This is a genomic window from Micromonospora sp. LOL_015 (assembly GCF_048060275.1).
Taxonomy (GTDB): domain Bacteria; phylum Actinomycetota; class Actinomycetes; order Mycobacteriales; family Micromonosporaceae; genus Micromonospora_E.
Window position 1 is genome coordinate 22,990 of sequence record NZ_JBHMIO010000027.1, and the last position, 16,842, is coordinate 39,831.

17 protein-coding genes and 1 pseudogene are annotated in these 16,842 nt (G+C 70.6%); 12 read left to right on the forward strand and 6 right to left on the reverse strand.

The features are described 5' to 3' along the window. Positions 1-11 precede the first annotated feature (11 nt). Positions 12-1,772, reverse strand: coding sequence for a S8 family serine peptidase (locus ACFHWU_RS20310; RefSeq protein ID WP_416552152.1), 1,761 nt, complete (start codon positions 1,770-1,772; stop codon positions 12-14). A 637-nt stretch (positions 1,773-2,409) separates the two neighbouring features. Between ACFHWU_RS20310 and ACFHWU_RS20315 the strand changes: the two genes are divergently transcribed. The 7 genes and pseudogenes from ACFHWU_RS20315 to ACFHWU_RS20345 all read left to right on the forward strand — a co-directional run bounded on the left by ACFHWU_RS20315 (position 2,410) and on the right by ACFHWU_RS20345 (position 6,565). Then, positions 2,410-3,426, forward strand: coding sequence for an SDR family oxidoreductase (locus ACFHWU_RS20315; RefSeq protein ID WP_416591299.1), 1,017 nt, complete (start codon positions 2,410-2,412; stop codon positions 3,424-3,426). 318 nt (positions 3,427-3,744) lie between these two features. Beyond that, positions 3,745-3,891: pseudogene (locus tag ACFHWU_RS20320) on the forward strand (DUF2813 domain-containing protein); the annotation flags it as partial. A gap of 34 nt (positions 3,892-3,925) precedes the next feature. Then, the gene (locus tag ACFHWU_RS20325; protein ID WP_416552378.1) at positions 3,926-4,087 is read left to right on the forward strand and encodes a hypothetical protein; all 162 of its coding nucleotides are present in this window, start codon (positions 3,926-3,928) and stop codon (positions 4,085-4,087) included. A 169-nt stretch (positions 4,088-4,256) separates the two neighbouring features. Next, entirely contained in the window at positions 4,257-4,928 is a 672-nt protein-coding gene (locus ACFHWU_RS20330; RefSeq protein WP_416591300.1) for an AAA family ATPase, read from the forward strand. A 16-nt stretch (positions 4,929-4,944) separates the two neighbouring features. Then, entirely contained in the window at positions 4,945-5,535 is a 591-nt protein-coding gene (locus ACFHWU_RS20335; protein ID WP_416591301.1) for a DUF4276 family protein, read from the forward strand. An 80-nt stretch (positions 5,536-5,615) separates the two neighbouring features. Next, positions 5,616-6,281, forward strand: coding sequence for an RNA-guided endonuclease InsQ/TnpB family protein (locus tag ACFHWU_RS20340; RefSeq protein ID WP_416568515.1), 666 nt, complete (start codon positions 5,616-5,618; stop codon positions 6,279-6,281). 101 nt (positions 6,282-6,382) lie between these two features. Next, a complete protein-coding gene (locus tag ACFHWU_RS20345; protein ID WP_416552157.1) occupies positions 6,383-6,565 on the forward strand; it encodes a hypothetical protein in 183 nt (60 codons plus the stop codon). A 53-nt stretch (positions 6,566-6,618) separates the two neighbouring features. On the opposite strand, the gene ACFHWU_RS20350 is transcribed toward ACFHWU_RS20345, so the two are convergent. Both ACFHWU_RS20350 and ACFHWU_RS20355 read right to left on the reverse strand, forming a co-directional pair. Next, complete coding sequence (locus tag ACFHWU_RS20350; protein ID WP_416552158.1) at positions 6,619-8,055, reverse strand: GuaB1 family IMP dehydrogenase-related protein; 1,437 nt, start codon at positions 8,053-8,055, stop codon at positions 6,619-6,621. Positions 8,056-8,094: 39 nt separating this feature from the next. After that, the gene (locus ACFHWU_RS20355) at positions 8,095-9,843 is read right to left on the reverse strand and encodes an acetyl/propionyl/methylcrotonyl-CoA carboxylase subunit alpha (RefSeq protein WP_416591302.1); all 1,749 of its coding nucleotides are present in this window, start codon (positions 9,841-9,843) and stop codon (positions 8,095-8,097) included. A 107-nt stretch (positions 9,844-9,950) separates the two neighbouring features. Here ACFHWU_RS20355 and ACFHWU_RS20360 point away from each other — a divergent pair, with 107 nt between their 5' ends. From ACFHWU_RS20360 to ACFHWU_RS20370, 3 genes are all read left to right on the forward strand, one after another. Further along, on the forward strand, positions 9,951-10,598 hold the full coding sequence (locus ACFHWU_RS20360) for a PadR family transcriptional regulator (protein WP_416552160.1): 648 nt from the start codon (positions 9,951-9,953) through the stop codon (positions 10,596-10,598). A 123-nt stretch (positions 10,599-10,721) separates the two neighbouring features. Then, positions 10,722-11,681 (forward strand): ATP-binding cassette domain-containing protein, encoded by a 960-nt coding sequence (locus tag ACFHWU_RS20365; RefSeq protein ID WP_416591303.1) that lies wholly within the window; start codon positions 10,722-10,724, stop codon positions 11,679-11,681. A gap of 30 nt (positions 11,682-11,711) precedes the next feature. After that, entirely contained in the window at positions 11,712-12,476 is a 765-nt protein-coding gene (locus tag ACFHWU_RS20370; protein WP_416552162.1) for an ABC transporter permease, read from the forward strand. 100 nt (positions 12,477-12,576) lie between these two features. Here the strand turns inward: ACFHWU_RS20370 and ACFHWU_RS20375 are convergent, their stop codons facing one another. The 3 genes from ACFHWU_RS20375 to ACFHWU_RS20385 are packed head-to-tail and all read right to left on the reverse strand — an operon-like array spanning position 12,577 to position 14,155. Next, positions 12,577-13,230 carry an O-methyltransferase gene (locus ACFHWU_RS20375; RefSeq protein WP_416552163.1) on the reverse strand — a complete coding sequence of 218 codons (654 nt, stop codon included), beginning with the start codon at positions 13,228-13,230 and terminating at the stop codon, positions 12,577-12,579. A gap of 18 nt (positions 13,231-13,248) precedes the next feature. Then, complete coding sequence (locus tag ACFHWU_RS20380) at positions 13,249-13,893, reverse strand: Maf family protein (protein ID WP_416591304.1); 645 nt, start codon at positions 13,891-13,893, stop codon at positions 13,249-13,251. Positions 13,894-13,933: 40 nt separating this feature from the next. Next, complete coding sequence (locus tag ACFHWU_RS20385) at positions 13,934-14,155, reverse strand: acyl-CoA carboxylase subunit epsilon (protein WP_416552165.1); 222 nt, start codon at positions 14,153-14,155, stop codon at positions 13,934-13,936. Positions 14,156-14,330: 175 nt separating this feature from the next. On the opposite strand from ACFHWU_RS20385, the gene ACFHWU_RS20390 reads away from it, so the two are divergent. Both ACFHWU_RS20390 and ACFHWU_RS20395 read left to right on the forward strand, forming a co-directional pair. Further along, complete coding sequence (locus ACFHWU_RS20390; RefSeq protein ID WP_416591305.1) at positions 14,331-16,520, forward strand: protein kinase domain-containing protein; 2,190 nt, start codon at positions 14,331-14,333, stop codon at positions 16,518-16,520. A gap of 71 nt (positions 16,521-16,591) precedes the next feature. Beyond that, the gene (locus tag ACFHWU_RS20395) at positions 16,592-16,837 is read left to right on the forward strand and encodes a hypothetical protein (protein WP_416552167.1); all 246 of its coding nucleotides are present in this window, start codon (positions 16,592-16,594) and stop codon (positions 16,835-16,837) included. The last annotated feature ends 5 nt before the right edge of the window (positions 16,838-16,842 follow it).

A 16,842-nucleotide genomic window follows, 5' to 3' on the forward strand; every position in this document is an offset into this window, starting at 1 on the left:
CCGGCCCGTCGTCAGACGACGGTGCAGGGCGTTCCATTCAGGGTGAACGCGGTCGGCTCCGCGGTCCCGGAACCGTTGCCGTTGAACCCGATGCTCGCCGTGCCCTGCGGCAGCAGCGTCGAGTTCCACGTCAACGAGGTCGCTGTGACGTCCTGGCCGCTCGTACCGTAGGTGGCGGACCATCCGCTGCCGAACGAGTGCCCACTGGGCAGGGTGAAGGCCAGGGTCCAGCCGTTGATCGTGCTGGTGCCGGTGTTCGTGATGGCGATGTTGCTGGTGAACGTGGAGCCACTGCTGTTGATCGCGTAGGAGACCTGGCAGGTGCCCGCCCCTGCCGGTGTGTTGACGGCTACCGCCGACGAGAACTGCGACAGGTTGCCGGCGGCGTCCTCAGCCCGTACCCGGAACTGGTAGCTGGTCCCCGGGGTCAGCCCGGTCGCCGCGAACGAGTTCGTCGTCGAGGTGCCGGCCGGCGCGAACGGGCCACCGCCGGTGGCCCGCTCGATCTCGTAGCCGACCACCCCGACGTTGTCGGTCGACGCGGTCCAGGTGAGCGTGGCCGAGGTCGAGGTCACGCCCGACGCCACCGGGGTGCCCGGGGTCGTGGGCGCGACAGTGTCGGTCGACGTGCCGCCCGGGTCCGCGTACAGCAGCAGGTTCGGCGACCCCGTGCCGATGCCGGTCAGCACGTTGCTGGTCGCGGCGCTCAGCAGCGCCGCCTTGGCCTGGGCCATCGTCGCGCTCGGGTTGGACTCCAGGTAGCGGGCCACCCAGCCGGTCACGTGCGGAGCGGCCATCGAGGTGCCCGACCAGCCGGAGGCGACGGCGCTGTCGCTGCTGTTGCCGGCCGAGGTGATGCTGTTGCCCGGAGCGAAGACGTCGATGCAGGAGCCATGGTTGGAGCTGGACCACCGGCTGTCGGTGATGGTGGTCGCGCCCACCACGATGCCGTCCGGCGACCGCGGGTTGTTGTTGCAGGCATCGCTGTTGTTGTTGCCCGCCGCGAACACCGCCAGCACCCCGGCGTCGATCATGTTCTGGGCGGCCGTGTTCACCACGACGCCGTAGTTCTGCAGGCTGAGATTCGCCACCGAGCGCGGCGGTGCGTTCGTCGCCACCCAGTCCATGCCCTCGATCAGGTCCGCGTTGGTGCCGCCGTTGCTGCAGTTCAGCACCCGCACGTCGCGGATCTGCACGTCCTTGGCGACGCCGTACGTCGTGCCGCCGATGGTGCCGGAGACGTGCGTGCCGTGGCCGTGGCAGTCGCCCGGGCTGTTGCCGTCGTTGACGGCGTCGTAGGCCCACTGCGCCCGGGTGCCGAAATCGTCGTGCGTGGTGCGGATCCCGCTGTCCAGGACGAACACGGTGGTCCCGGTGCCGTCGGTGTCGTAGCTGAACTCCTGATCGAGCGGAAGATTCCGCTGGTCAACGCGGTCCAGACCCCATGACGGGGGGTTGGGCTGGGTGGTCGCGCCACCACCGGTCACAGTTGGCTCGACGGCCTGAATCACCGCGTCGGCCTGGACGTACTCGACGTTCGGGTTGGCGCGCACCGCCTCAAGGGCGTCGGCGTCAAGCTTCGCGGAGAAGCCGTGCAGCACCGTCGCGTACGGGTGGACCTCCCGGCCACCGGCTCGCTCGGCGACCACCACCGGGTCGTTCGCCGCGCCGCCGGTTAGCGGCTGGTCCTTGAGAACGACAATGTAGCCGCCATTCGACGTGCCATTCTCGGCCGGTAGCAGGGGAGCAAGAGAAGTCGTCGGCTGTGCCATCGCTGGAGTGGCACCGAAAACTACCAGAAGTGCGGACGTCGCGGCTGTCGCGATTGCCACGCGACGGTATCGATGCGATCTGGACATAAGAGTAACTGGCCTCCTGGGCGCGGTGACGCATGGACTACCGGTGATTGGACGGACCGCCCGGCTCGTCAGCTGCCGGGATCACCGGATGCTGTTGCCGGACAGAGCGCTCGAGCCCCGTCTGCTGCAATCAGAACACGGGAGTAGGCGTCCGCCAATGCCCAGTATTCTTGAAACCTGAATGAACTATGTTAAGAAGACGGGGTGGCCAGGGAGTGTTCACAGGACCGAAAAAAGCGACTGCCTACGTGATTGCTCTCACGTTGCCAAACGGTGCACGGGTCGATCTTTACCAGTCGTGCGTCCTCTCGGGACTGCCGGGCCACGGCGCCGCCGGGGTTGTCGGCGAGAGCGGGGTGGGCCGCCGGCTGCGGGCACCAGCAGCTCAGCAGGATAGGTGATCCGTCGATCCCGCGACCACCGGTGCTGTCGCAAGCCCGAGAACATCGGCCCAGCCCGGTCGCAGACATAGGTGTCACCGGTACCTTCGGCGCAGTCCGGGGCGGGGCGCCATGCCCGTTCACAGCGCGAGTGGTGTCGGGAGTCGGCAATGAGTGGCGAGCAGGTGCTGGTGACAGGAGGCTCCGGCTTCGTCGGGGCGCACTGTGTCGTACGGCTGCTGCTGCAGGGGTACCGGGTCCGTACCACGGTGCGTTCGGCGGGTCGTGCCGCCGACCTACGCACGATGCTGCAGGTGGGGGGAACGGAACCGGGTGACGCGCTCAGCTACGCCGTGGCCGACCTCACTACCGACGACGGCTGGGCCGAGGCGGTGGCCGGATGCGACTACGTACTCCACGTCGCCTCTCCGGTGCCGCTGGCCGAGCCCCGCGACGAGAACGAACTCATCGGGCCGGCACGCGACGGGGTGCTGCGGGTGCTGGGCGCGGCACGTACGGCCGGGGTCAAACGTACGGTGCTGACGTCGTCGATCGTGACGGTGAAGTACGGCCACCCGGCAGACAAGTGGCTGTTCACCGAACAGGACTGGACCGATCCGGAACAGGGGCAGGTCTCCGCGTACGCGAAGTCGAAGCTGCTCGCCGAACGCGCCGCCTGGGACTTCGTGCGTAAGGACGGCCAAGGCATGGAGCTGGCGGTGGTGAACCCGGTCGGAATCTTCGGTCCGGCCCTCGGGCCGGACCGGTCCCTGTGGTCAGATCAGATCGACCGGATGCTGACCGGCCGCCAGCCCGTCCTGGCCCGGATCCACATCGGTGTGGTCGACGTACGGGACGTCGCGGACCTGCACGTACGGGCGATGACCGATCCGGCGGCGGCCGGGGAGCGGTTCCTGGCCAGCGCCGGCACCATGTCGATGCGGGACACCGCGGTGTTGCTGCGTACCCGGCTCGGTGAACGGGCTGACCGGGTCTCGACGCGGGTACTGCCGGACTGGGCGGTGCGTCTCGCCGCCAGGTTCAGCCCGCGGATCGCCTTCGTGTTGCCTGAGCTCGGTGTGGTACGCGAGGCATCGAGCGAGAAGGCTCGTCGGATGTTGGGCTGGCAGCCCCGGCCGGCTGAGGAAGCCGTCATCGACATGGCGAACAGCTTGATCCGACGCTGAGCTGAGGAGCCCCTGCCTGCGACCGAGGACTACTACTCCACAGGATGGCTCTCGTGGAGTAGCGCCGGCCGAAACAGCGCGGAGCTGATTCTGCAGAACGACAATGGCCGGACAGAGCGCTCGGGCCCCGTCTGCTGAAATGAGAGCACGGGTGTCGTTGTTCGCCAATGCCCAGACAGTTCAAAACCTTCAAAGACGGGGCGTGGCCAGGGTCTGTTCACGGGATCAAAAGGCGATCGCCTGGGTGATTGCTCTCCCGTTGCCAAACGACACGCTCCTACGGTTGGGCTGGCGGCGGAGTGACGAAGGGGGCCGCTGATGAACGGGCCTGACCCGACAGTGCCGTTCGTCCGTCGGGTGCGGGTGCGGGGCTTCCGGTCGATCGCCGGCTGCGACGTGGCGCTCGGGCCGCTGACCGTACTGCTGGGATTCAACGCGTCTGGAAAGTCGAACTTCCTCGACGTACTGCGGTTTGTGGCGGATCCGTTGACCGGCTCGGGTGCCGCAGGCGGTGGCCGACCGGGGCGGGCTCGGCGCGCTGCTGCACCGGGGACCGGGCGGCACCATGGAGTCGTTCGAGGTACGGCTCGACCTGGCGTTGCCGCCCCGGCAGGCCGGGCAGGCGCCGATCCCGGCGACGTACGGCTTCGAGGTCGCGTAGGACCCGTTGGGTGAGTTGCCTCTGCTCGTGCGGGGTGAGGCAGCGACGATCAGGCTTGCGGACGGCGAGCTGCGGTTGCCGCTGGACCCGGGTACGGCCCGCACCATGTGGTTGCGGCTGCCGGCGTCGGTGATCCGCGAGGGCGATCCTGGAGATCAGGCTGCGGGCGATGGCCTTCTACGAACTGGACTCGACCGCGTTGCGGGCGTTGGGCAAACAGCTGCTGCCCGGTGGGCAGCTCGGCACGACCGGCCACTTCCTCGGATCGGTGCTGGGTGAGCTGGGTCGGGAGGACCCAGTCGGTAAGGAACGGCTGGACAGCTACCTCGGGGCGCTGGTGCCGAACGCGCTCGGGGTCGACGAGCGGGTCGAGGGGCGCTACTCGACGGTGCAGGTTCGCTTCCGGGCCGGGACGGCCGGTGACGGCGAGGAGGTGTTCCTGCGGGAGTCGCTGTCCGAGGGGACGCTGCTCGCAGCCGGGGTGCTGACGGCGTTGTTCCAGCCGGCGGCGTTCGCCGGACGGATCCCGTTGATCGGCATCGAGGAGCCGGAGACCGCGTTGCACCCGGCCGGGGTGGGGGCGATGTACGAGGCGTTGGACGATGCCGCGCAGCGCACCCAGGTGATCGTCACCAGCCAGAGTTCTGAGTTGCTGGACAACGAATACGTGAAGCTGGAACACGTTCGTGCGGTCGCCAACGTGGACGGCGTAACGTACGTCGGAGAGATCGACGCCGCTGGCCGCACCATCGTGGACAAAGAGCTGATGACCCTTAGCGAATTGCACCGCAGCGGGCAAATGTTGCCCGCTCAGGTGGGCTATCCAGCGCCGGAACATTGACGAAGGAGCGAGGCGCATGACCCTGGTCCGCATCGCCACCGTGGTCGAGGGTCAGGGTGAGGTCGCTGCGATGCCGGTGCTGCTGCGCCGGTTGGCGCAACAGATCGACCCCCAGCTGTACGTCGACTCGCCGCGCTCGCATCGGGTGCCTCGGGGCACGCTCCTACGCGCCGGGGGAGTGGAGACCGCGGCCGCCACCCTGGTCGAGCAGGTCGGAACATCCGCCGGCATCCTGATGGTGGTCGACGCCGACGATGACTGCCCCGAGAAGCTCGGCCCGGCGCTCGTCGAGCGGGCACGCCGGAGCAGGTCGGACGTGAACACCGCCGCCGTGATCGCCAACCGGGAGTTCGAGGCGTGGTTCCTTGCTGCAGCGCCGTCGCTGGCCGGCCAGCGTGGGCTGGCGGATCCGCTGCACCGGCCGGCCGACCCGGAGGTGCCTCGGGACTGCAAGGGCTGGCTGAGCGCCAACCGGGTCGACGGCCGCGCCTACAAGCCGGCGAGCGACCAGGCGGCGCTGGCCGCCGTCTTCGACCTTGCGATGGCCCGTGAGCACTCCCCGTCGTTCGACAAGCTCTGGCGCGACCTGACCGGGCTGCTCGGCTGACCGCGCTTGCGACGGGCGAGCCGGGTCAGCCGTCAGACTGATGAACGAGCTGCTCGGCCCTCCAGGAGCAGACTGTCGAGATGCTCATCGGTCAGCTCAGCGTCCAGCACCAGCTTGACGAGCAACTGCCCCTGGATCTTGGCGATGATGCCGACATCGAGTCCGTCAACGATTTTCTGCGGCGGGCCGCCCGCGAGTTGAAGCGCCTGCAGCAGGCACTGTCTCGCAAGCAGAAGGGGTCGAACCGGCGCAGGAAGGCCGTCGTCAGGGTTGCTCGGGCGCACTCCCGGGTGGCCGATACCCGCCGGGACTGGCAGCACAAGCTGTCCACGACGTTGATCCGTGACAACCAAGCGGTGTACGTCGAGGACCTCGCTGTTGCCGGGTTGGGTCGTACAAGGCTGGCCAGGTCGGTGCACGACGCCGGCTGGGCGCGGTTCACGACCATGTTGGAGTACGAGGCCGCGCGGTACGGGCGCAGGTTCGGCCGGGTGGAGCGGTGGTTTCCGTCGACCCGGATGTGCTCGGTGTGTGGCCGGGTCAACGACAGGATGGCGCTCGACGTCAGGTCGTGGTTCTGTCCCTGCGGGGCCGTTCACGACCGGGACGTCAACGCCGCACGCAACATCAAGGCCGCCGGACGGGCGGACTTCAACGACCGTGGAGCGCAGGTAAGACCGGCACCCGTGCCGGCACCGCGCCGAGAAGCGGTAACCCACCGGGAGTTCACCCCTTCGGGGGTGTAGCAGACCGGAATCCACTTCCTCCAGGAAGAGGAGGACGTCAACTGCACCCCAGCCCGGACGCGGCGACCGGCGAGCGGGTCGTCGGGCAGAGCCACGCCTGGGTGGAGTGGTGGGCCGGCCGGTGGACGGCGTTCGACCCGACCAACGGGATCCCGTTCGGCGAACGGCACGTGGCGGTCGGCCGGGGCCGGGAGTACGGCGACGTGCCACCACTCAAAGGGGTGTACGCCGGCCCGGCGAACACCGGCCAGGGCGTCGAGGTGGCGATCACCCGGCTGCGCTGAACCGCGACCTTGCGCACCGACCGACTGGACTTCGCGCACCGACCGGGCTTCGCTCACCAGCTGCCGGCCACCGGCAAGCCTTCGGTGTAGCCGGCGGTGCTCTGCACCCCGACGACCGCCCGGTCGTGGAACTCGGCCAGGGTCGCGGCCCCGACGTAGGTGCAGGCACTGCGTACCCCGGCGACGATCTCGTCGATCAGGTCCTCGACGCCGGGTCGGGCCGGGTCGAGGAACATCCGCGCCGACGAGATCCCTTCTTCGAAGACCGCCTTGCGGGCCCGCTCGAACGGGCTGTCGTCGGCGGTGCGGGCGCTGACCGCCCGGGCGGACGCCATGCCGAAGCTTTCCTTGTAGCGTCGGCCGTCCGGGTCGGTGTAGATGTCGCCGGGCGACTCGTAGGTGCCGGCGAACCAGGACCCGATCATCACGTTGGCCGCTCCGGCGGCTAGGGCGAGCGCCACGTCGCGGGGGTGGCGCACCCCGCCGTCGGCCCAGACGTGCCGCCCGCGTCGGCGGGCCGCCGACGCGCATTCCAGCACGGCGGAAAATTGCGGACGGCCGACCCCGGTCATCATCCGGGTGGTGCACATCGCGCCCGGCCCGACACCGACCTTGACGATGTCGGCACCGGCGTCGATCAGGTCGTCGACCCCGGTGGCGGTGACCACGTTGCCGGCCACCACCGGCACTGTCGGGTCCAGTTTGCGCACCGCGCGGACCGCGGCCAGCATCCGTTCCTGATGGCCGTGCGCGGTGTCCACCACGATGGTGTCCACTCCGGCGGCGAGCAGCGCGGTGGCCTTGCCGGTGACGTCGCCGTTGATGCCGACGGCGGCGGCCACCCGCAGCCGGCCGCCGGCGTCGACCGCCGGCCGGTACAGGGTGGCGCGCAGCGCGCCGGCCCGGGTCAGCACCCCGATCAGCCGGCCGGCGTCGTCGACCACCGGCGCGGCCCGCCGCCGACCCTGCGCCATCAGGTCGAATCCGGTACGCGGGTCGGTGGTCTCCGGCACGGTCAGCGGCTCGCGTGACATCACGTCGCGCAGCTGGGCGAAGCGGTCGACGCCGGCGCAGTCGGACTCGGTGACGATGCCGACCGGACGCCCGGCCTCGACGACGATCACCGCGCCGTGGGACCGCTTGGGCAGCAGGTGGATGGCGTCGCCGACGGTGTCGGTGGGAGCCAGGGTCAGCGCCGTGTCGTGCACCAGGTGCCGTCGCTTGACCCAGGCGACCACCTCGGCGATCACCTCGATCGGGATGTCCTGCGGGATCACCGCCAGGCCGCCCCGCCGGGCGACGGTCTCGGCCATCCGCCGGCCGGCCACCGCGGTCATGTTGGCGGCGACGATCGGGACGGTGGTGCCGGTGCCGTCGGTGGTGGCCAGGTCGACGTCGAGGCGGGACGCCACGTCGGAGCGGTTGGGCACCAGGAAGACGTCGTTGTAGGTGAGCTCGTGCGCGCCGGGCACGTCGGAAGTGAACCGCACCCGGCCATCATGCCCGCCCGGCGGGCCGACATGCGTCTGTCAGCTGATCGAGCAGATCGTGGCACCGGCGCTGACCACGGCACCGACCTCGGCGGACAGGCCGCTGACCGTACCGGCCTTGGGCGCGTTGATCGGCTGTTCCATCTTCATCGCCTCCAGCACCACGATCAGGTCGCCCTCGGCGACCTGATCGCCGTCGGTGATCGCGATCTTGATGATGGTGCCCTGCATCGGCGACACCAGGGCGTCACCGCTGGCCGCCGCCGTGCTGGCGCCGCCCCGGCGGCGGGCCGACTTTCGGGCCAAGACCGGCGCGGTCGGCGTACCGCTGCCGAAGCCGGCGGGCAGGCTGACCTCCAGCCGCTTGCCGCCGACCTCGACCACGACGGTCTCGCGGGGTTCGGGGGCGTCGGGGGCCGCCGCCGGTGCGGTGAAGGCCGGCACGGTGTTGTCGAACTCAGTTTCGATCCACCGGGTGTGCACGGTGAACGGTTCGCTGGTGAAGGCCGGGTCGCGGACCACCAGGCGGTGGAACGGCAGGGCGGTGGCCATCCCGTCGGCAACCATCTCGTCCAGTGCCCGCCGGGCGCGGTCCAGCGCCTCGGCGCGGGTCTCGCCGGTGACGATCAGCTTGGCCAGCAGCGAGTCGAAGTTGCCGCTGACCACGTCGCCGGCGGTGACGCCGGCGTCCACCCGTACGCCGGGGCCGGTGGGCAGCCGCAACGCGGTGATGACACCGGGCGCGGGCAGGAAGTTGCGGCCCGGGTCCTCGCCGTTGATCCGGAACTCGATGGAGTGCCCGCGCGGCGTCGGGTCGTCGGTGAACCGCAGCCGCTCGCCGGCGGCGATCCGGAACTGTTCGCGGACCAGGTCGATGCCGGCGGTCTCCTCGGTGACCGGGTGTTCGACCTGCAGCCGGGTGTTGACCTCCAGGAAGGAGATGGTGCCGTCGACGCCGACCAGGTACTCGACGGTGCCGGCACCGTGGTAGCCGGCCTCCCGGCAGATCGCCTTTGCGCTGGTGTGGATCTCGGCGCGCTGGGCGTCGGTGAGGAACGGCGCCGGTGCCTCCTCGACGAGTTTCTGGTGGCGGCGCTGCAGCGAGCAGTCCCGGGTGCCGACCACGATCACGTTGCCGTGCTGGTCGGCGAGCACCTGCGCCTCGACGTGCCGGGGCCGGTCCAGGTAGCGCTCGACGAAGCACTCGCCGCGACCGAACGCGGCGACCGCCTCACGGGTCGCCGACTCGAACAGGTCGGCGATCTCGGCCATCTCGCGGGCAACCTTCAGCCCGCGCCCGCCGCCGCCGAACGCGGCCTTGATCGCGACCGGCAGGCCGTACTGCTCGGCAAAGGCGGTCACCTCGTCCGGGCTGGCGACCGGGTCGGCGGTGCCGGGCACCAGCGGCGCGCCGGCGCGCTGGGCGATGTGCCGGGCGGTGACCTTGTCGCCGAGGTCGCGGATCGCCTGCGGGCTCGGCCCGATCCAGGTCAGGCCGGCGCCGATGACCGCGGCGGCGAAGTCGGCGTTCTCGGAGAGGAACCCGTAGCCGGGGTGGACGGCGTCGGCGCCGGACCGGGTGGCGACGTCGAGCAGCTTGTCGATCCGCAGGTACGTGTCGGCGGCGGTCTCCCCGCCGAGGGCGTACGCCTCGTCGGCCAGCCCGGCGTGCACCGCCGAGCGGTCCGGGCCGGCGTACACGGCGACGCTGTCCAGCCCGGCGTCCCGGCAGGCGCGGATCACCCGGACCGCGATTTCGCCCCGGTTTGCGACGAGAACTTTGCGCACGCCCTGTTCTCCTTTGCTCACGGATCAAGCCGGAGTCTAACGGCCGGCTTGATCAACTGAACCGGCGCTCAGTGTGGGATGACACACTGGCGATTAGGCTCCCGGATGTGTCTGCCACCCGAATGATGATTCTCGGTCTGGTCAAATGGATGCAACCGGTGCACGGCTACGACGTGCGACGTGAGCTGCTCAGTTGGCGGGCGGACAGCTGGGCCAACATCGCACCGGGGTCGATATATCACGCGTTGCGCAAGCTCGCCGAGGAAGGGCTGCTCCGCCAGGTAGGCACCGCCCAGGTGGGTGCCCGGCCGGCCCGGACCAGTTACGAGATCACCCCCACCGGGGTCGACGAGTTCGACTCGTTGCTGCGGCAGCACTGGCGCGACTGTCGGCCGTCGGCCGATCCGTTCCTCAGCGCATTCGCCTTTCTGCCGGCGCTGTCCCGCGCGGAGGCGGTCGCGGCGTTGCGGGGTCGAGCCGCGATGCTGCGGGCCGGCAACGCGGTGGCCCGTGACGACTTGGCCGCAGGATGGTTGCGGCAGAAACCGTCGTATGTCGGCTGGATGCTGGAGCTGACCGTCGCCCGGGTCGACGGGGAGATCGCGTGGTGTGACCGGATCGCCGGGCTGATTGAGTCCGGGGCGTCGTATCACCCGGCGGAGGAGCCAGCTGACGGCACCTGGGCGGGGTGGCAGGCTGACCTGGACGCCGCCGACCGGGAGTCGGCCAGATCACCCAGCAATAATCAACGTTGACTATCCCGATCGCCGGGGTCTAGCGTGCCAGACGCAGCGTGGGGAGCTGGGCGGCCCGGCATGCCCACGGGGGAGAGCGGCCGGCGGCCGGCCGGCCCGGCGAGCCGAGCAGGAGAAAGCTTCATGATCGAGACCAAGGGGCTGCGGAAGTCGTTCCGCTCCCGACAGGGGCGCGGCGCCAAAACCGTTGACGCGGTCCGTGGCGTCGACATGCTGGTCGAGGAGGGGGAGATCTTTGGCTTCCTCGGACCGAACGGTGCCGGTAAGACGACCACGCTGCGGATGCTCGCCACGCTGATCGAGCCCGACGGCGGGGAGGCCGTCATCGCCGGCGCCGACCTGCTGCGCGACCCAGGCGAGGTGCGCCGACGGATCGGCTACGTCGCCCAGGGCGGCAGTACCTGGGACGAGGTCACCGGCCGCGAGGAGTTGGTGATGCACGCCCGGATGTACGGCATCGGCAAGTCCGAGGCGCAACGTCGGGCCACCCGGGCGCTCGCCGCCTTTCAGCTGACCGAGTACGCCGACCGCAAGTGCAAGACCTACTCCGGTGGTCAGCGACGGCGGGTCGAGATCGCGCTGGGCATCATCCACGAACCGAAGGTGGTCTTCCTCGACGAGCCGACCACCGGGCTGGACCCGCAGAGCCGGGCACACATGTGGGACGAGATCCGCCGGTTGCGTGCCGAAGGCATGACCGTCTTCATCACCACCCACTACCTCGACGAGGCGGACGCGCTCTGCGACCGGATAGCGATCATGGACCACGGCGAGATCGTCACCGAGGGCACCCCGGCCGCGCTCAAGCGCGAGGTCGCCGGCGAAGTGGTGACCGTCGGGATGCGCCCGGACGAGTCGGCCGCCGCCGCGCAACTGCTCGACAGCCAGCCGTACGTCAGCAAGCTGGAGACCCCCGACGACGGCGGCGTACGGCTCTTCGTCGACGACGGCGCCACCGCCATCCCGCAGATCCTGCGCACCCTGGACGGCGCCGGCCTGGAGCTGGGCTCGATCGAGCTGCACCGGCCCAGCCTGGACGACGTGTTCCTCACCAAGACCGGCCGCTCGCTGCGCGAGTCCTGAGCCGGCCGCCTCGATGACGGAGACCGTACGATGAAATTCGCCCGCGACACCTGGCTGATCTTCCAGCGGCAGGCGTTGCTGCTGATCCGCAACCCCGTCTGGATCTTCGTCGGGGTGTTTCAGCCGATCATGTATCTGGTGCTGTTCGCCCCGCTGCTCAAGCCGGCGCTGGCCCCGATGGGGGCGAGTAGCGACGCGGAGATCTACCGAATCTTCGTACCCGGCCTGCTGGTGCTGCTGGCCATCTTCGGCGGTCTGTTCCAGGGCTTCGGCCTGATCGCCGAGCTGCGCGCCGGGGTGATCGAGCGGTCCCGGGTCACCCCGGTCAGCCGGCTCGCCCTGCTGCTCGGCCGCAGCCTGCGGGACGTGATCTCGCTGCTGATGCAGGCGGTGATCATCACGGTGCTGGCGATCCCGTTCGGGCTCACCGTGCAGCTGGGTAACCTGCTGCTGGCGTACCTGCTGCTCGCCCTGATCGCGCTGATGACCTCGGCGGTGTCGTACGGCGTGGCGTTGCTGGTCCGCAGCGAGGACGCGCTCGCCCCGCTGATGAACACGGTGGCCCAGCCGGTGCTGCTGCTCTCCGGCATCCTGCTGCCGCTGGCCTTCGCGCCGCTGTGGCTGCAGCGGGTGGCGCAGTGGAACCCGTTCTCCTGGGCGGTCGACGGCACCCGGGCGCTGTTCGCCGGCAATCTCGGCGACGACGCGGTCTGGCAGGGTCTGCTGATCACCTCGGCGTTGGCCAGCCTCGCGGTCACCTGGGCGGCCCGCGCCTTCGCCCGCAGCGTCCGGTAGTCCCCGATCTTCGGTAGCCGGGCACGGGGCTGCCCTCTGCACACGGCAACGGCACAGAGGGCAGCCGCTCCAGGCTATCGTCGGACCGGCCGGCCCGCTGTCACCTGCGCCGGGCCAGGGTCAGCCCGTCGGCGATCGCCAGCATCACCACGTCCACCCGGTCGTCGGCGGTGACCTGCTTGTTGAAGGCGACCATCGCCTCGTCCTCTTCGCTCTGCGGGGCCAGCACCCGACCGTGCCGCAGCACGTTGTCGATCACGATCAGCCCGCCGGGCCGCATCCGGGGCACCAGCTCACCCCAGTAGACCGGGTAGCTGATCTTGTCGGCGTCGATGAATGCCAGGTCGAGGTGGGGCTCGCCCGGCAACGCCCGCAGCGAGTCGGCCGCCGGACCGATCCGCAGGTCGATCCGGCCGTCGACCCCGGCCCGCTGCCAGTAGCGCCGGGCCACAGCGGTGAACTCCTCCGATACGTCCAGGCAGATCAACTGCCCGTCCGCCGGTAGACCACGGGCGATGGCCAGCGCGGACAGCCCGGTGAAGGTGCCGACCTCCACCGCCCGGCGAGCGTTCACCAGCCGGGTCAGCAGGGTCATCAGCGCCGCCTGCTCCGGCGCGACCTGCATCTGCGCGTTCTCCGGCAGCGCGCTGGCGGTCTCGGCGATGAGGTCACTGACGATCTCGTCCGGCGGGGTGCCGTGGGCGATGACGTACGCCTGCAGGGCGTCGGTCATCGGCAAGGTCTTGGTGGTCATGGGCAGACGGTAGTCCGACTACCGGCCGGTGTCGGGCTCGCCCCACAGATCCGTGATCCGATAGCCGACCTCGGTGACCAGCCGGCGCAGCACCGGCAGTGACACCCCCACCACCGTGCCGTGGTCCCCTTCGATCCGCTCCAGGAACGGCCCGCCCAACCCGTCGATGGTGAACGATCCGGCCACCTGCAGCGGCTCGCCGGTAGCCACGTAAGCGGCGACCTCGTCGTCGGTGACCTCGGCGAAGTGCACCACGGTCGCGGCGGCGGCGCCGGCCCACCCGCCGGTGGCCAGGCTGGTCAGCGCGTGGCCGGTGTACAACACCCCGGACCGCCCGCGCATCCGCCGCCACCGCGCGGTCGCGTCGGCGGCGTCGGCCGGCTTGCCGAGGATCTCCCCGTCGAAGTCGAGCACCGAGTCGCAGCCGAGGACCAGCAGGTCGGTGCCGTCGTCGGCGAGGTCCGGCCGGAGCCGATCGGCGACGGCGGCCATTTTGCGCCGGGCCAGCTCCAGACACAACTCGTCGGCCCGGTCCAGCGTCACCGACTCCTCGTCGACGCCGCTCACCAGCACCTGCGGGGTGATTCCGGCGGCCTGCAGCAGTTTGTGCCGGGCCGGGCTCGCCGAGGCGAGCACCAGACGCGGACGCAGGGAGGTAGCCACGGGTGGTCAGGCTACCGGCCGCAGCACCCGGTACCGATGATCAGTGGGGCAGGGCGCTGGCCCGCCAGGCGTCCGGACCGAGCCGGCCGGGGAAACCCGGCTTGGGTCGGGCGCTGCGGGCCCACTGCGACGGCGCCGGCCGATCGGCGCCACTGTCGGAAACCGGACGGGTACGGGAGACGATCACGCCCACCAGCGCCGCCAACTCCTCGGGGGTCGGGGTGCCCCGGACGACCCGCCAGGCCGGCTCCGCCTCACTCATCGGCCGAGCGTACGTGCCGGCCAGGCCGGCACGTACGCTCGGCCGGCGAGTGGTGATCATTACTGGCGCGCTACCGTCGGCGTCAGGTTGCCATCCCGGTACCATATGACGCGCGGCTCACACCGGCCGCGTGCCGATCGTGTGGCACCCAAACCTTCCGGGTACGGTCATTTGGATGTCCGCTGTGCCCCCGCAACTAGTTGCAGACCGTTACCGGCTGGTCGAGCCGCTCGGTCAGGGCGGCATGGGCCGGGTCTGGAAGGCCCGCGACGAGGTGCTGCACCGGGATGTGGCGATCAAGGAGCTGGTGCCGCCACCGGGCCTCACCGACCAGGAACGCCGCGAGATGCGGGAGCGCTCGCTGCGCGAGGCGCGGGCGATTGCCCGACTCAACCACATCAACGTGGTACGCGTCTTCGACGTGCTGCGCACCGACGGCGACCCGTGGATCGTGATGGAGTACGTGCCGTCCCGGTCGCTGCAGGACGTGCTCGCCCAGAACGGCCCGGTCCCGGCGACCCGGGCTGCGGAGATCGGTCTCGGCGTGCTCGGCGCGCTCCGGTCCGCCCACCTGTCCGGGGTGATGCACCGGGATGTCAAGCCCGGCAACGTACTGCTCGGCCACGACGGCCGGGTGGTGCTCACCGACTTCGGCCTGGCCACCGTGCCGGGCGACCCCAACGTCACCCGTACCGGGCTGGTGCTGGGCTCACCGGCGTACATCGCCCCGGAGCGGGCCCGTACCGGCAGCGCCGGGCCGGAAGGCGACCTGTGGTCGCTCGGTGCGACGCTGTACGCGGCCGTCGAGGGGCAGTCGCCGTACGCCCGGCAGACCGCCATCGCGACGCTGTCCGCGCTGGCCACCGAGCCGCCGCCGCCCGCCCGCCGGGCCGGTCCACTCAAGCCGGTGCTGGCCGGGCTGCTGCGCAAGGACCCGTACACCCGGATGAAGGCCGACGAGGCGGAGCGGCTGCTGACCCGCGCCGCAGGTCGCGGTCCGCGTCGCGGTCGCTCACTGCTCGACGGGGTACGCCGACCCAGCCCGTACGGCAGCCGGGAGGTCCGCCCCGGCGAGTCCCGGTCGGGGATCGTGCCCGGTCCGCGCGGCGGGGCGCCACGCACCCCGGTCCCGTCGCCGCCGGTGTCGCCGCCGGTTGCCCCGTTGCCGACCGCGTTGCCGGTGGTACCCGGCCCGGCCAAGTACGGCTCGCCGGTCACCCGCCCGACCAACTCGGCGGACCCGACCAGGGCGGTGCCGCCGACCGGCCAACCCGCCGGCGCGACGCCCGCAGCTGCGGGCGCAGCCGAGACGAGTGTGTTGCCGACCAAATCCGGTGAGCCGCCGTCGGAAGCCACCGTGCTGCCCCAGGCAGAACGCACCCAGGTGGTGCCGGGCCGCAAGGAGACTGCGCCGGACGGTAAGACGGCCGGGCGGTCGCCGGCCGCCGAGCCGGCCAAGGCAGCAGAGCAGCCGGCGGTGACGAAGCAGCCGACGGTCGCCGAGCCCGCCGAGCGGCCACCGGTCCAGGAACAACCCGAGCCGGTGCCGGCCGCCAGCGCGTCGGACCCGCGAAACTGGTCCGCGCCGGCCCTGCTGTTCGACCGCGCCGCGCGGGCTGTCCGGTCCGTGACCGAGCTGCCGCGTACCTGGCTGATCAGCGGTGCGGCCGGTGTCGTCGTACTGGCGTTGCTGGTGACCGTCGTGCTGCTGGCCGCCGGCGACGAGGACGAGCCCGACGGACGGCTTGCCGCCGGTCCAGCCGCCTCGGCCACGCCGTCGGCCCCGGCCCCTACCTCCGGCGCGCCGAGTGCCGAACCGAGTGTCGAGCCGAGCTCGCCGGCGGCCGACACGTCGCCCGAGGTGCCGGCGGTGCCGCCGCAGAGCGATGAGTCGCCCCAGCCGTCGGACCCACAGTCGCCGTTGCCCGACGGCTGGCGGTTGCACGAGGACCAGACCGGGTTCTCGGTGCCGGTGCCGGAAGGCTGGTCGGTCAGCCGCGAACGAACCCGGGTGGAGTTTCGGGAGAACGGTCAGCTCGGCCGGCTGATCATCATCGACCAGACCGACAACCCGAAGCCGGATCCGGTTGCCGACTGGCAGAACCAGGAGCAGGCGCGGCGGGGCACCTACAACAACTACGAGCGGGTACGGATCGAGGCCGTCGACTATTTCCTCGACGCCGCCGACTGGGAGTTCCGCTACACCAGCAACCAGGGCAACCGACTGCAGGTGCGCAACCGGGGGTTCGTCACCGCACCGGACAAGGCGTACTCCATCTACTGGTCGACCACGGCCGAACGCTGGCAGCAGGACCTGGTCTACTTCGAGCTGATGGCGAGCAGGTTCCAGCCCGCCGGAAGCTGAGCCACGACTCACCCGCATGAACTTCCGATCTTCCGGGTACAACCGGAGCGCGACGGAAGGAGGGGTGCGACATGGTCAACCGTCGACGGATCGCCAAGCCGAGCGTTGCACTGTGGATGCTGGTGGCCCTGGCCGACGTGGCCCTGCTGGTCGCCAGCGTCGGTCTGATACCCGTACTGCTGGTGCTGTCCGGCGGCACAGCCGTGACGATCGCCGCTGTGGCCGCGTACCGCGTGACCGTCAGTGAGCGAGCCAGCGCCGAAGCTAGGGTCCTGCCTGCCGGCGGACGGTGGTCTGGTGGGCGCAACGAGCGGTGAGTAGG

Excerpts from the sequence above, each read along its gene's own strand:
- ACFHWU_RS20310 (WP_416552152.1), bottom strand. The coding sequence starts at position 1,772 with ATGGCACAGCCGACGACTTCTCTTGCTCCCCTGCTACCGGCCGAGAAT.
- ACFHWU_RS20315 (WP_416591299.1), top strand. The coding sequence starts at position 2,410 with ATGAGTGGCGAGCAGGTGCTGGTGACAGGAGGCTCCGGCTTCGTCGGG.
- ACFHWU_RS20330 (WP_416591300.1), top strand. The coding sequence starts at position 4,257 with ATGGCCTTCTACGAACTGGACTCGACCGCGTTGCGGGCGTTGGGCAAA.
- ACFHWU_RS20335 (WP_416591301.1), top strand. The coding sequence starts at position 4,945 with ATGACCCTGGTCCGCATCGCCACCGTGGTCGAGGGTCAGGGTGAGGTC.
- ACFHWU_RS20340 (WP_416568515.1), top strand. The coding sequence starts at position 5,616 with ATGCTCATCGGTCAGCTCAGCGTCCAGCACCAGCTTGACGAGCAACTG.
- ACFHWU_RS20365 (WP_416591303.1), top strand. The coding sequence starts at position 10,722 with ATGATCGAGACCAAGGGGCTGCGGAAGTCGTTCCGCTCCCGACAGGGG.
- ACFHWU_RS20370 (WP_416552162.1), top strand. The coding sequence starts at position 11,712 with ATGAAATTCGCCCGCGACACCTGGCTGATCTTCCAGCGGCAGGCGTTG.
- ACFHWU_RS20375 (WP_416552163.1), bottom strand. The coding sequence starts at position 13,230 with ATGACCACCAAGACCTTGCCGATGACCGACGCCCTGCAGGCGTACGTC.
- ACFHWU_RS20385 (WP_416552165.1), bottom strand. The coding sequence starts at position 14,155 with ATGAGTGAGGCGGAGCCGGCCTGGCGGGTCGTCCGGGGCACCCCGACC.
- ACFHWU_RS20390 (WP_416591305.1), top strand. The coding sequence starts at position 14,331 with ATGTCCGCTGTGCCCCCGCAACTAGTTGCAGACCGTTACCGGCTGGTC.
- ACFHWU_RS20395 (WP_416552167.1), top strand. The coding sequence starts at position 16,592 with ATGGTCAACCGTCGACGGATCGCCAAGCCGAGCGTTGCACTGTGGATG.